At 70.1% G+C, this 11,130-nt stretch carries 18 protein-coding genes; 15 read left to right on the forward strand and 3 right to left on the reverse strand.

The features are described from left to right. The first annotated feature begins 26 nt into the window (after positions 1 to 26). The 5 genes from A3M1_RS27195 to A3M1_RS0115335 all read left to right on the forward strand — a co-directional run bounded on the left by A3M1_RS27195 (position 27) and on the right by A3M1_RS0115335 (position 3,465). On the forward strand, positions 27 to 701 hold the full coding sequence (locus A3M1_RS27195; RefSeq protein WP_371258753.1) for a site-specific DNA-methyltransferase: 675 nt from the start codon (positions 27 to 29) through the stop codon (positions 699 to 701). 150 nt (positions 702 to 851) lie between these two features. Beyond that, positions 852 to 1,040: a hypothetical protein gene (locus tag A3M1_RS0115320; RefSeq protein ID WP_018389866.1), complete on the forward strand. Its 189-nt coding sequence runs from the start codon at positions 852 to 854 to the stop codon at positions 1,038 to 1,040. After that, positions 1,037 to 1,234 (forward strand): hypothetical protein, encoded by a 198-nt coding sequence (locus tag A3M1_RS0115325; RefSeq protein ID WP_018389867.1) that lies wholly within the window; start codon positions 1,037 to 1,039, stop codon positions 1,232 to 1,234. Before A3M1_RS0115320 ends, A3M1_RS0115325 begins: the two co-directional genes overlap by 4 nt. Next, complete coding sequence (locus tag A3M1_RS0115330; RefSeq protein ID WP_018389868.1) at positions 1,231 to 1,824, forward strand: HK97 family phage prohead protease; 594 nt, start codon at positions 1,231 to 1,233, stop codon at positions 1,822 to 1,824. The genes A3M1_RS0115325 and A3M1_RS0115330 overlap by 4 nt, the downstream gene beginning before the upstream one ends. A gap of 396 nt (positions 1,825 to 2,220) precedes the next feature. Then, positions 2,221 to 3,465 (forward strand): phage major capsid protein, encoded by a 1,245-nt coding sequence (locus A3M1_RS0115335; RefSeq protein ID WP_018389869.1) that lies wholly within the window; start codon positions 2,221 to 2,223, stop codon positions 3,463 to 3,465. Between the two features lie 81 nt (positions 3,466 to 3,546). Here the strand turns inward: A3M1_RS0115335 and A3M1_RS0115340 are convergent, their stop codons facing one another. From A3M1_RS0115340 to A3M1_RS0115350, 3 genes are all read right to left on the reverse strand, one after another. After that, positions 3,547 to 3,777 (reverse strand): hypothetical protein, encoded by a 231-nt coding sequence (locus A3M1_RS0115340; protein WP_018389870.1) that lies wholly within the window; start codon positions 3,775 to 3,777, stop codon positions 3,547 to 3,549. Positions 3,778 to 3,847: 70 nt separating this feature from the next. Next, complete coding sequence (locus A3M1_RS0115345; protein ID WP_018389871.1) at positions 3,848 to 4,072, reverse strand: hypothetical protein; 225 nt, start codon at positions 4,070 to 4,072, stop codon at positions 3,848 to 3,850. Positions 4,073 to 4,285: 213 nt separating this feature from the next. Beyond that, a complete protein-coding gene (locus A3M1_RS0115350; RefSeq protein WP_018389872.1) occupies positions 4,286 to 5,026 on the reverse strand; it encodes a trypsin-like serine protease in 741 nt (246 codons plus the stop codon). A gap of 130 nt (positions 5,027 to 5,156) precedes the next feature. Here A3M1_RS0115350 and A3M1_RS0115355 point away from each other — a divergent pair, with 130 nt between their 5' ends. The 10 genes from A3M1_RS0115355 (at position 5,157) to A3M1_RS0115400 (ending at position 11,112) form a co-directional block, all read left to right on the forward strand. Next, complete coding sequence (locus A3M1_RS0115355) at positions 5,157 to 5,723, forward strand: head-tail connector protein (RefSeq protein WP_018389873.1); 567 nt, start codon at positions 5,157 to 5,159, stop codon at positions 5,721 to 5,723. Then, positions 5,720 to 6,040, forward strand: coding sequence for a head-tail adaptor protein (locus A3M1_RS0115360; protein ID WP_018389874.1), 321 nt, complete (start codon positions 5,720 to 5,722; stop codon positions 6,038 to 6,040). The genes A3M1_RS0115355 and A3M1_RS0115360 overlap by 4 nt, the downstream gene beginning before the upstream one ends. 85 nt (positions 6,041 to 6,125) lie before the next feature. Beyond that, entirely contained in the window at positions 6,126 to 6,548 is a 423-nt protein-coding gene (locus A3M1_RS0115365; protein WP_018389875.1) for a DUF3168 domain-containing protein, read from the forward strand. Between the two features lie 360 nt (positions 6,549 to 6,908). Continuing rightward, the gene (locus tag A3M1_RS0115370; protein ID WP_018389876.1) at positions 6,909 to 7,316 is read left to right on the forward strand and encodes a phage major tail protein, TP901-1 family; all 408 of its coding nucleotides are present in this window, start codon (positions 6,909 to 6,911) and stop codon (positions 7,314 to 7,316) included. A 333-nt stretch (positions 7,317 to 7,649) separates the two neighbouring features. Further along, entirely contained in the window at positions 7,650 to 8,015 is a 366-nt protein-coding gene (locus A3M1_RS0115375; protein WP_018389877.1) for a gene transfer agent family protein, read from the forward strand. Beyond that, positions 8,012 to 8,233, forward strand: coding sequence for a rcc01693 family protein (locus tag A3M1_RS25925; protein ID WP_256379653.1), 222 nt, complete (start codon positions 8,012 to 8,014; stop codon positions 8,231 to 8,233). Before A3M1_RS0115375 ends, A3M1_RS25925 begins: the two co-directional genes overlap by 4 nt. Before the next feature lie 310 nt (positions 8,234 to 8,543). After that, a complete protein-coding gene (locus A3M1_RS0115385) occupies positions 8,544 to 9,143 on the forward strand; it encodes a phage tail tape measure protein (RefSeq protein ID WP_018389879.1) in 600 nt (199 codons plus the stop codon). Then, positions 9,144 to 9,785: a DUF2460 domain-containing protein gene (locus A3M1_RS0115390; protein WP_018389880.1), complete on the forward strand. Its 642-nt coding sequence runs from the start codon at positions 9,144 to 9,146 to the stop codon at positions 9,783 to 9,785. Then, positions 9,782 to 10,645: a DUF2163 domain-containing protein gene (locus A3M1_RS0115395; RefSeq protein WP_018389881.1), complete on the forward strand. Its 864-nt coding sequence runs from the start codon at positions 9,782 to 9,784 to the stop codon at positions 10,643 to 10,645. The genes A3M1_RS0115390 and A3M1_RS0115395 overlap by 4 nt, the downstream gene beginning before the upstream one ends. Then, positions 10,645 to 11,112, forward strand: a complete 468-nt coding sequence (locus A3M1_RS0115400; RefSeq protein WP_018389882.1) for an NlpC/P60 family protein — start codon at positions 10,645 to 10,647, stop codon at positions 11,110 to 11,112. Before A3M1_RS0115395 ends, A3M1_RS0115400 begins: the two co-directional genes overlap by 1 nt. Positions 11,113 to 11,130: the final 18 nt, after the last annotated feature.

An 11,130-nucleotide genomic window follows, 5' to 3' on the forward strand; every position in this document is an offset into this window, starting at 1 on the left:
GCGCGCAGCTTTTTCTCGGCGACGCCATGGAAATAATTGCCGGACTTTCAATCAATTCCGTGGGGTCAATATTGACCGATCCACCCTATTCGAGTGCGAACTCCCTTCGGTGTAGTCGTGATGTGTTGACAAGTAGAAAGTACTCGTTCCGACCAGGAAAATACCCCGAATTTGATGGAGACTGTCGTGATCAGCGTTCTTACCTAGCCTGGTCGAACCTCTGGCTGACCAAGGCGAGGGCCAAGGTCATATCCTCGGGCATCTGTTGCGTCTTTTCGGACTGGCGCCAATTGCCGACGACGACTGATGCTATTCAGGCAGCAGGGTGGGTGTGGCGAGGAATCGTTCCTTGGGACAAGACTGAGTGCGCTAGGCCCCAGCGAGGAAGGTACCGAAATCAAGCAGAGTATGTTGTTTGGGCAACAAATGGCCGGCGCCCCCTAGCGGGACCTACGGCGCCCGGCGTCATTCGCTGCCGACCTCCGGTCCATAGACTGCATATGGCAGGCAAGCCCGTCGATCTTATGAGCAACTTGCTTCAGATTATGGAAGGTCCAATTCTTGATCCTTTCATGGGATCAGGATCTGTCGGTGTTGCGTGCATTAGTATAGGTTTGCCGTATATAGTAATAGAATCAAATAAAGATTATTTTGAATTGTCTTGTGAAAGATTGGCGAGTTTTTATAATTTTAATAAATAGTATTATAGTAATTGATTTGATAGTAGTTTACTATTTTTATTTTATTCAATAATTAATTTATCTAATCTTCCCGAAATGCCGTTGGCCTGCATCCTTGGAGCATTAGGTGCGCCTGTTGCAACAGAGGGCAGCCTGCCCGTGAGGAAACCCATGCAGCCGCTCATCACAGCCTTCGCTGAGAAAGCTGACATCGCCCATCTCGCGTTGCTGATGTGGGCGCTCGGCGCCTCGGCGCTGGCCGGGCTCGCGCTGCGCGAGCTGGGGAACGCGGCCCGCCGCTTCGACGATTTCGTGCGCGAGATCGCGCGCTTCAACGCCCTGTTTGGAGACGAGACATGACCTCCACCCCGCGCATCCGGGCGTTTCTGCCCGGCCGCTTCAACGGCCTTGCCGCCCGCCTGCCGGCGCCCGACCGGGCCGGGCAGGCGCCGCAGGTGTTTCGCCAGTTCGGCCGCACGCTCGGCAAGCTGGAGCGCGCCGCCGCCACCCGCCGGGCGGGGGTGGCCGGCGCGGGAAAAGGGGAGGGGGCATGAGCGGTTTCCTTATCCATCCCCCGGCCCAGCGCGCCGCGCCGCCGCTGCAGACCAAGGCCGCCCCCTTTGCGGGGGCGCTGGCCAACATCGCCCCTGATGGAAGCTTCGAGGGCTATGCGGCGCTGTTCGGCCGGGTCGATCTCGGCCGCGACCTGATCCTGCCCGGCGCGTTTTCCCGCTCGCTGGCCGAGCGCGGCGCGGGCGGGGTGCGGATGCTGTTCCAGCACGACCCAGCCGAGCCGATCGGCTTCTGGACGAGCCTCACGGAGGATTCGGTCGGGCTCTATGTGAAGGGCCAGCTGACGCTGGATGTCGCCCGCGCCCGCGAGGTGCTGGCGCTGATGCGCGCCGGCGCGATCGACGGGCTCTCCATCGGCTTCCGCACGGTGGAGGGCCGTACCGACCCGCGCTCGCGGGTGCGGCGGCTGTCCCATATCGACCTGTGGGAAGTCTCGATCGTCACCTTCCCGATGCAGCCGGACGCGCGCATCGCCTCGGTGAAGCGGGCCGGCGACACGCTCGCCACGGCGATTCGGCGCGGTGCCCGGCGGCTGCGCACGCTGCCGGGGCTGCGGCCGGCGATGGCGTGAGGGCCTGGCCCTTAGGGGCTGCGTGCCTCAATGCCGGCGAGTTGCGCCGGCACCTCAGCATGACGGGCGTCCCCCATGGGCCCTCATGGCCGGGCTTGACCCGGCCACCCAGACTTGTGGCCGGGAGCTGTCGGAAAGACTGGGTCCCCGGGTCAAGCCCGGGGATGAGGAAAGGGGGAGGGCGCCCGTTTCCCGGCGCCCCGCGCCTAGCGCGGCTTGTCCGGGGCGCGGCTGTTTCGGCGGCCCTGTCCGCCTTCCAATTGTCATGCCCGGGCTTGGCCCGGGCTTCCACGACTTGCCTCACCGTCCGCCTCATCAAAGGCGCGGAACCCCGGGCCACGCCCGGGGATGACGGTGCTTGCGCTTCGCCCCTTCACGCACAGGAACATCAGCCCCATGGAACCGAGCATGCCCGCACCCGAATGCAAGTCCGCCGGCCCGGAAGTCTCGGCCGCCTTCGAGGAGTTCATGAGCGCCTTCGAGGCGTTTAAGGACGCCAATGACCAGCGGCTCGGCGCGCTGGAGCGGCGCGGCGGCGATGTCGTCGCCGATGACCGGGTGGCGCGGATCAATGCCGCGCTCGACACCCAGAAGGCGCTGATCGACGAACTGGTGCTGAAAGCCCGCCGTCCCGCGCTGGGCGGGGGCGACCTCGTTTCCGACCTCGCCGCGCGCGAGCACAAGGCGGCGTTCGATTGCTATGTCCGCACCGGCGAGGCGGCGGGCCTCAAGCGGCTGGAGGCCAAGGCGCTCTCCGCCGGGGTGGGGGCGGAGGGCGGCTATACCGTGCCGAACGAGACCGAGCGCGAGATCGGCAAGCGGCTCGCCGCGCTCTCGCCGATCCGCGCCCTTGCCGATGTCCGGGTGATTTCGGCCGGCACCTACAAGAAGCCGTTCATGACCTCTGGCCCGGCGGTCGGCTGGGTGGCGGAAACCGGCGCCCGCGCCCAGACCGCCAGCCCGGTGCTGGATGAGATCGCCTTCCCGGCGATGGAGCTCTACGCCATGCCGGCGGCGACGCAGACGCTGCTGGACGATTCGGCGGTCAACATCGACGAGTGGCTCGCCATCGAGGTGGAAGCCGCCTTCGCCTCCCAGGAGGGCACGGCGTTCGTCACCGGCGACGGGGTGGGTAAGCCGAAGGGCTTTCTCGCCTATGACACGGTAGCGGAAAGCGCCTGGGTGTGGGGCAAGCTCGGCTTCATCGCTACCGGCGCCGCCGGCGATTTCCCCGCCGCGAGCCCGTCCGACCCGCTGGTCGACCTCGTCTATGCGGTGAAGGCCGGCTACCGGCAGAATGGCAGCTTCCTGATGAGCCGGCGCGCGCAGGGCGCGGTGCGCAAGCTGAAGGACGAGAACGGCCAGTATCTGTGGGCCCCGCCCAGCGGGCCGGGCGCGCCGCCCAGCCTGATGGGCTTTCCCGTGCATGAGGCGGAGGAGATGCCGGGCATCGGCGCGAACAGCCTCTCGATCGCCTTCGGCGATTTCCGCCGCGGCTATCTCGTGGTCGACCGCGCCGGGGTGCGGGTGCTGCGCGACCCCTATTCTGCCAAGCCCTATGTGCTGTTCTACACCACCAAGCGGGTCGGCGGCGGGGTGCAGGATTTCGACGCCATCAAGCTGCTGAAATTCTCCGCCTGAGCGGTCGGGCACAAAAAAGGGGCGCCCGGTGAGGGGCGCCCCAGATGAGACGGTCAGTCTCGGGAAGTGGGTCCGGCACGCTCAGTGGGTCGAACGGGCGTTGGCCTCGACCGACTGGTTGATATAGGCGTCGGAGACGGTCGGCAGCGTGACAGTGGCGTTGCGACCTTCGACGACGTTGCGCTGGACCTGCTGGGTCTGGACCTGCGGGGCGCTGGCGCGGGAATAGAGGGTGGCGTCACGGCCGGCGGCCTGCGCGGCGACGGAGCCGAAGGTGGCCAGGGCGACGGCGGCGATGAGGATCTTGTTCATGGTCGATACTCCTTGAAAGTGGCCGGCGCGCGCTCGCATGGGGGCGCCGGCCTGAAGGGAAGAGAAGAGATCAGCGGGTCGAACGGGCGTTCGCCTCGACGGCCTGGTTGATGTAGGCGTCGGAGACGGCCGGCACCGAGACGGTGGCGTTGCGGCCTTCGACGACGTTGGGCTGCGCGGGCTGGGCCTGCGGGGCGACGGCGCGGGTATAAACCGTGGCGTCGCGGCCGGCGGCCTGGGCGCCAACCGAACCGAGGGTGGCGAGAGCGACGGCGGTGAGGATGAGCTTGTTCATTTTGGCTTCTCCGAAGTGTGGGTGGGCGGCCCGTGTCGGCCGCGCCGTTCATGGAGAGAAGCTAGTCTCGGCGTTGGCGCATCGCCACTTGTGTTTCGGCGCTCAGCACTTTGCGCTGGCGCAATAACATTCGCGTGTTCGCCCTCTGGCGAAAGCCAATTCGAGCGCTTAGGAGAAAAACGCTACCGATAATATCGTGCGCGCTAGGTTTCCCTAACGTCCAATCCCCCGCAGCGTGGCGTCGATCCAGGCGCGCTGCGGGCCGATCAGCGTGGCGCCGGTGACGCCGCCGCAGCCGCGCGCCCCGCCGGCCGCTGTCGACCAGCCGATGATGCCGGCGACCACGCCCTCGATCAGCACCGGCCCGCCGCTGTCACCGGTGCAGGCGCCTTTCGCCGCGCCGTCCGACAGCCGGACCATAATGCCGCCCGTGGTGCCGATGCTCGGCAGGGACACCGTGCGTAGCGTGCCGGCGCTCTTGCCGTCGCCGTCCTTTGTCACGCCATAGCCGGCGACGGTGAAGGCGGTGCGCCGCGCCGGCAGCGCCATCTCGGCGGTGAGGGCGGCGGGGCGGAAGGCGGCGGGCAGCGCCTCGCTGAGCCGCACTAGAGCAAGGTCCGGCGTCGGGCGGCGCGTGGCGAAGGAATTCGGGTCGAAGGAAGGGTGCACCGCCTTGCGGTCGATCGGGATCAGCCGCGGCGTGCCCGCCTCGAACACCACCACGGCATAATCCGCCGCCGGCTCGACGCAATGGGCGGCGGTGAGCAGCACATTCGGCCCCAGCACCACGCCGGTGCAGGTGGCGCCGCGCGTCGACACGATCATCGCCGTCTCCTCCTTCAGCGCCGGGTCCGCCGGCCCGCCGCCGACAATGGCGTGGGCGGGGCTGGCGAAAGCGAGGGCGGCGAGAAGGGTGGCGCAGAGGGCGGTGCGGGCGGGCAGGCGACGATGCATCGGGCGGTTCCGGAAAGGGGCAAGTCGTTGTGGCGGCGCCCGGCCGCAACGTCAATCGGCGCGGCGCGCCTTGCCAGGAACACGGGCGCCTCGCGGCGCTGCGCGACCATCCTTCAACAGAGAGGCACCCATGCCCGCGATCCTTCTCGCCGGGCCCACAGTCGAGCCGCTGACGCTCGCTGAGGCCAAGACCTATCTGCGCGTCGACCACGAGGCCGAGGACGCGCTGATTTCCTCGCTCATCACCGCCGCGCGGGCGACCGTGGAGGCGCTGACGCGGCGGGTGCTGATCGACCAGAGCTGGCGGATCGTGCGCGATGCCTGGCCGGCTTCCGGCCTGATCCCGGTGCCGGTGAACCCCCTGAAGGCGCTTACCGCCGTGCGGGTGATCGGCGCGGCCGGCACGGAGACCGCCCTGCCGCTCGACGCCTTCGCACTCGACACGGCGCGGCTGCCGGGGCTGATCAAAGTCGCGCGCGGCGCGGTGCCGGCACCCGGTCGGTCACTGGCCGGCATCGCGCTCGACATCACCGCCGGGCACGGGCCTGACGCCGACCATGTGCCCTCGCCGCTGGTGGAAGCGGTGCGGGTGGTTCTTGCCCATTTCTACGAGCACCGCGACGTGGCGGGGCCGGGCGCGGCTTTCCCCGCCCGGCTCGACGCGCTGGTGGCGCCGTTCCGGGTGACGCGGCTATGAGCGCGATCGGCGCCCTGCGGCACCGGCTGGTGCAGGAGACCCCGGTCGAGACCCCGGACGGGCTCGGCGGGGTGACGCGCGGCTTCATCGCCGTCGACGCGCTCTGGGGGGCGGTGGCCTCGCGCGGCGCGGCGGCCGAGATCGCCGACCGGCCCGGCGCGGTGCTGGCCCACACCATCACCGTGCGCGCGCCCGCCACCGTACAGCCGGGCGACCGGCTGCGGCTGGGCGCGCGGCGCTACCTGGTCGAGGCGGTGAGCGACCCGGACGGGCGCGGCCGCTTCCTCACCTGTGACTGCCGGGAGGAGACGCCATGAAATTCACTACGCGGCTGAAAGGGCTGGAGGCCCTGCGCCGGCGCTTCGCGCAGCGCGCCGAGACGCCGTCGGCCGGGAGGCGGCGATGAGCGCCGGCGTGCTCTCCGGGGCCGCCGTCGCGCTGCGCCGGGCGATCCACCACGCGCTCGCCGCCGACGCGGCGCTGACCGCCGCGCTGGGCGGGGCGCGCATTCATGACGTGCCGCCCGCCGCGCCGGACTTTCCCTATGTCACGCTCGGCGAGGCGCAGGTGCTGGACTGGTCGACCGCCACCGAGGCGGGTGCCGAGCACCGGCTGACGCTCGCCTGCTGGTCGCGCCAGGGCGGGCATGGTGAGGCCCATGGCCTCGCCCATCTGGTGCAGCAGGCGCTGCACGACGCGCCGCTCACGCTGGAGGGGCACAGACTGGTGAATCTGCGCATGAGCGCGGCCGAGATCCGGCGCGAGCCGGGCGGGCGGACCTATCGCGCGCTGCTGCGCTTCCGGGCGGTGACGGAGGCGGCGTGAGGATGACCGGCGCTGTCAGCATTTGCAGGCAAACGATTCTACCGACTCGTGAATCGGCGCGCGGATGAATCGCTGCATGAGAACGGCGCCGAAAGCGGCTTGGCCCCCCAGCGGCAGCGCCTCGAAACAGGTTCAGCTTTTCCGCCGCTATGAGCAAAGGCGCGCAAGGGATTCTGCGGACTCGTGAATCCGCGCGAAGTTGAATCAGAAGATGAAGTCACTTGGCGGCGTTTGCGGAATCAAACGCTGAAGACGGCCAGATGTCCCGTCAGGGCTCACGCGCCAACCAATCTACTTCCCAAGGGTTAACCGTCTCTGAATACCGTCCCGATTTGGCGATGGCAAGCAAAGGAGCGACCGATGGCGGCGCAAAAGGGCAAGGACCTCCTGTTGAAGATCCATGACGGCACCGCCTATGCCACGGTGGCCGGGCTGCGCTCGCGGCAGATCGCCTTCAATGCCGAGCCGGTGGACGTGACCCACACCGAGAGCGCCGGCCGCTGGCGCGAACTGCTCGCCGGGGCGGGGGTGAAGCGGGCCTCGGTGGCGGGCTCCGGCGTGTTCAAGGATGGCGCCTCGGATGCGCTGATCCGCCAGAGCTTTTTCGACGGCACGATCCGCAACGCCCAGATCGTGGTGCCGGATTTCGGCACAATCGCCGGGCCTTTCCAGATCACCGCGCTCGAATTCGCCGCCGAGCACGACCGCGAGGTGACGTTCGACATCGCGCTGGAGAGCGCCGGCGAGATCACCTTCGCGGCGCTGTGAGGGGGGGCGGTGAGGGGCGGCGGGGCGAGGAACATGCCCCGCCCTCATGGCCGGACTTGACCCGGCCACCCAGACCTGGACCGGCACAAGGCTGGCCGTCTGGGTCCCCGGGTCAAGCCCGGGGATGAGGGGTGTTGAGGAGCCTTCAGGAACAGGCGGCGAGGAGCAGGCGGCGCGGTGAGAGCATACCCACTCCGCCCTCATGGCCGGGGCTGACCCGGCCCACCCAGTCTATTGCCGGGCCGGCGGCGGGGAGGCTGGGTCCCCGGGTCAAGCCCGGGGGTGAGGGCAGGATTTTCGCGTCGGCTTCAAGTCCGCAGGAAGGAACACATCATGGCCAACCGCCATCGCGGCGAGATTTCCGCCGAACTCGACGGGCGCCGGCGCACGCTGGTGCTGACGCTCGGCGCGCTGGCCGAGCTGGAAGACGCCTTCGGCGCGCAGGACCTGGTGGCGCTGACCGAGCGCTTCGCGCAGGGGCGCCTGGCCGCGCGCGACGCCATTCGCCTCATTGCCGCCGGGCTGCGCGGGGCGGGCGAGAGCGCCACCGAGGACGAGGTGGCGCGCATGACCATGCCGGGCGGCGCGGCCGGCTTCGCCCGGCTGGTCGGCGAGCTGATCGCCGCCACGTTCGGGGGCGCGGAGGGCGGGGCGCCGGCCACCCACCCTTTGCCCAATCCTCCGGAAGCGGGCGGATAGGCGGCCCGCCGCCCCTTCCCGGGGAGGGGGGGCCGCCGCCCTTCCCCTGGGAGGCGGCGATGGCGCTCGGCTTCGGCCGGCTGCGGCTGTCGTCTCGCGCGTTCTGGGCGCTGACCCCGCGCGAGCTCGCCGCCGCGCTGCGCGCCTTCGCCGGCCCGGCGCGGGCGCCGCTCGACCAGGCGGGGCTCACGGCGCTGATGTCGCGGTTTCCGGACTGAGGGGGGCGGCGTCTCGCCGGCGTGCCCTCATCCCCGGGCGTGACCCGGGGACCCAGCGCAACCGCCCGCGTCCGGTCCCAAGTCTGGGTGGCCGGGTCAAGCCCGGCCATGAGGGCGCGAGGAGGCCAAACGGGCCCTCATCCCCGGGCGTGATCCGGGGCCCCCAGCGCAGCCCGCCCGATCCCGGCGCCAGGTCAGGGTGGCTGGGTCAAAGCCTGTCCTGAGGGCGCGAGGAGGCTGCCCCGGCGCGGCGCTCCGGCTGCGCCTGCGCTGGGCCGGAACACGGAACCATTTCACACAGGAGAGCACGATGGCCGCAGACGACATGGATGCGTTCGATGACGGGCTGACGGTCGAAATCAGCGCCGATACCAGCGCCTTCCAGCGCGAGATCGCGGAAGCCGAGCGGCTGGCGCGGGGGTTCGGTCGGGCGGTGGGCGATGCGCTGACCGGCGCCACGCTCAAGGGCCGCGAGGCCGACGATGTGCTGCGCTCGCTGGCCGGCCGGCTGTCCTCGCTGGCGCTCGACATCGCCTTCAAGCCGCTGGAGCAGGGGCTTTCCGGTCTTCTTCAGGGCGCGCTCGGCGGGGTTTCCGGCTTCGCCAGCGGTGGTGCCTTCCAGAGCGGCCGCGTCACCCCGTTCGCGCAGGGCGGGGTGGTGGCGGCGCCGACCTATTTTCCCATGGCCGGCGGTTCGCTCGGGCTGATGGGCGAGCGCGGGGCGGAGGCGATTTTGCCGCTGGCGCGCGGGGCGGATGGGCGGCTCGGCGTCGCCGCGCAGGGCGGCGGACGGACGACGCAGGTGACGGTGAATGTCGCCACCCCCGACCCGGGCGCCTTCCGCCGCTCCGACGCCTACCTCTCCGGCCTGATCGCCCGCGCCGTCGCGCGCGGGGAAAGGAGCCTGTGAATGCCCGCCTTTCATGAAACGCTGTTCCCGCTCGACATCGCGCTCGGCGCGGCGGGCGGGCCGGAGCGGGCGACCGAGATCGTCACCACGCTGACCGGCCGCGAGGAGCGCAATACACGGCTCGCCCATTCGCGCCGGCGCTGGGATGCCGGCTATGGGGTGAAATCGCTGGCGCAGCTCTCCAGCGTGGTCGCCTTCTTCGAGGAGCGGCGCGGGCGGCTCTTTGGCTTTCGCTGGCGCGACCGGCTCGACCATGCCTCCGGCGCGCCGGGGGCGGCGGTGACGCCGCTCGACCAGGTGCTTGGCACCGGCACGGGGGCGCAATCGCAGTTCGCCCTCGCCAAAACCTATGGCGGCGCCCACGCGCCCTATAGGCGGCCGATCGCCAAGCCGGTGGCGGGCTCGGTGCGGGTGGCGGTGAACGGCGTGGAGCGGGTGGCCGGCACGCATTTCACCCTCGACGCATCAAGCGGCACGCTCACCTTCCTGCCCGGCCATGTGCCGGCCGTGAGCGTGAGCGTGACGGCGGGATTCCTGTTCGACGTGCCGGTGCGCTTCGACACCGATTTTCTCGAGGTGAACCTCACCGCCTTCGAGGCGGGGGCGATCCCGCGCATCCCGATACTGGAGATCCGGCCGTGAAGGACATTCCCCCCACCCTTGCCGCGTCTCTCGCCAGCGGGGTGACGACGCTGGCGCGCTGCTGGCGGCTCACCCGCCGCGACGGCGTGGTGATCGGCCTCACCGAGCATGATGACGACCTCACCGTCGATGGCACGCTGTTCCGGGCGACTGCCGGCGCGAGCGGCAGCGAGGATGCGTCCGCGCTCGGCTTCGCGGTGGGCGGGGGCGAGATGTCCGCCGCCTTGACCTCGGAGCTGATCGACGCCGCCGATCTCGACGCCGGGCGCTATGACGGGGCGGGGATCGAACTCATCCTCGCCGACTGGTCGGCGCCGGAACATTTCCTGCTTCTGCGCCGGGCGCATCTGGGCGAGGTGCGGCGCAGCGAGGGCCGCTTCACCGCCGAGCTGCGCGGGCTGTCCTCGGCCTTGAACATGGTGCGCGGGCGGCTGTTCACCGCCGGCTGCGACGCCGATCTCGGCGATGCCCGCTGCCGGATCGCGCTCGCCGCGCCGACCTTGACCGGCCATGGCACGGTGAGCGCGGCGGAGGCGCCGGGGCTGATCGTGGCGGCGGGGCTCGGCGCCTATGCGGCGGGGTGGTTCACGCAAGGGCGGCTGGCGTTCACGAGCGGGGGCAATGAGGGCTTTGCCACCGAGGTGAAGGCCCACACCACGGCCGGCGCGGTGCGGCTGGAGCTGTGGCAGCGCCCGCCGGTGCTCCCCCTGCCGGGCGAGGGGTTCACCGTCACCGCCGGCTGCAACAAGAGCTTCGCCACCTGCCGCGACCGCTTCGCCAACACGCTGAATTTTCGCGGCTTTCCCCACATGCCGGGCAATGACGCGGTGCTGCGCGTCGCCCAGCCGGGAGGCCAGTGATGCAGGAGACCGTGATGAGCGAGGTGGAGATGGGCGAGGTGGAGATGCGCGCCCGACTGATCACTGAAGCGCGGGACTGGATCGGCACGTCCTATCTCCACCGCGCCTCGCTGAAGGGGCAGGGGGCGGACTGCCTCGGGCTCATCCGCGGGGTGTGGCGGGCGGTCGTGGGGCCGGAGCCGCAGGGCCTGCCGGCCTATGCGCCTGACTGGGCCGAGGCGACCAAGGCCGAGCAGATGGCCGAGGCGGCGGGGCGGCATATGCGCGCCGTGGCGCTGGAGGCGATCGCGCCCGGCGACGTGCTGCTGTTCCGCTGGCGCGCGGGCTTTCCCGCCAAGCACGCGGCGCTGCTGGTGAGCGGGGAGCGCATGGTGCACGCCCATGACGGGGCGGCGGTGGCGGAAGTGTTCCTCGCTCCCTGGTGGCGCCGCCGGCTGGCCTTCGCCTTCGCCTTTCCGGGGGCGTGAGGGGGCACAGAACGACGT

The sequence above is a fragment of the Ancylobacter sp. FA202 genome (assembly GCF_000380205.1).
Taxonomy (GTDB): Bacteria; Pseudomonadota; Alphaproteobacteria; order Rhizobiales; family Xanthobacteraceae; genus Ancylobacter.

Excerpts from the sequence above, each read along its gene's own strand:
- A3M1_RS27195 (WP_371258753.1), top strand. The coding sequence starts at position 27 with ATGGAAATAATTGCCGGACTTTCAATCAATTCCGTGGGGTCAATATTG.
- A3M1_RS0115320 (WP_018389866.1), top strand. The coding sequence starts at position 852 with ATGCAGCCGCTCATCACAGCCTTCGCTGAGAAAGCTGACATCGCCCAT.
- A3M1_RS0115325 (WP_018389867.1), top strand. The coding sequence starts at position 1,037 with ATGACCTCCACCCCGCGCATCCGGGCGTTTCTGCCCGGCCGCTTCAAC.
- A3M1_RS0115330 (WP_018389868.1), top strand. The coding sequence starts at position 1,231 with ATGAGCGGTTTCCTTATCCATCCCCCGGCCCAGCGCGCCGCGCCGCCG.
- A3M1_RS0115335 (WP_018389869.1), top strand. The coding sequence starts at position 2,221 with ATGGAACCGAGCATGCCCGCACCCGAATGCAAGTCCGCCGGCCCGGAA.
- A3M1_RS0115340 (WP_018389870.1), bottom strand. The coding sequence starts at position 3,777 with ATGAACAAGATCCTCATCGCCGCCGTCGCCCTGGCCACCTTCGGCTCC.
- A3M1_RS0115345 (WP_018389871.1), bottom strand. The coding sequence starts at position 4,072 with ATGAACAAGCTCATCCTCACCGCCGTCGCTCTCGCCACCCTCGGTTCG.
- A3M1_RS0115350 (WP_018389872.1), bottom strand. The coding sequence starts at position 5,026 with ATGCATCGTCGCCTGCCCGCCCGCACCGCCCTCTGCGCCACCCTTCTC.
- A3M1_RS0115355 (WP_018389873.1), top strand. The coding sequence starts at position 5,157 with ATGCCCGCGATCCTTCTCGCCGGGCCCACAGTCGAGCCGCTGACGCTC.
- A3M1_RS0115360 (WP_018389874.1), top strand. The coding sequence starts at position 5,720 with ATGAGCGCGATCGGCGCCCTGCGGCACCGGCTGGTGCAGGAGACCCCG.
- A3M1_RS0115365 (WP_018389875.1), top strand. The coding sequence starts at position 6,126 with ATGAGCGCCGGCGTGCTCTCCGGGGCCGCCGTCGCGCTGCGCCGGGCG.
- A3M1_RS0115370 (WP_018389876.1), top strand. The coding sequence starts at position 6,909 with ATGGCGGCGCAAAAGGGCAAGGACCTCCTGTTGAAGATCCATGACGGC.
- A3M1_RS0115375 (WP_018389877.1), top strand. The coding sequence starts at position 7,650 with ATGGCCAACCGCCATCGCGGCGAGATTTCCGCCGAACTCGACGGGCGC.
- A3M1_RS0115385 (WP_018389879.1), top strand. The coding sequence starts at position 8,544 with ATGGCCGCAGACGACATGGATGCGTTCGATGACGGGCTGACGGTCGAA.
- A3M1_RS0115390 (WP_018389880.1), top strand. The coding sequence starts at position 9,144 with ATGCCCGCCTTTCATGAAACGCTGTTCCCGCTCGACATCGCGCTCGGC.
- A3M1_RS0115400 (WP_018389882.1), top strand. The coding sequence starts at position 10,645 with ATGCAGGAGACCGTGATGAGCGAGGTGGAGATGGGCGAGGTGGAGATG.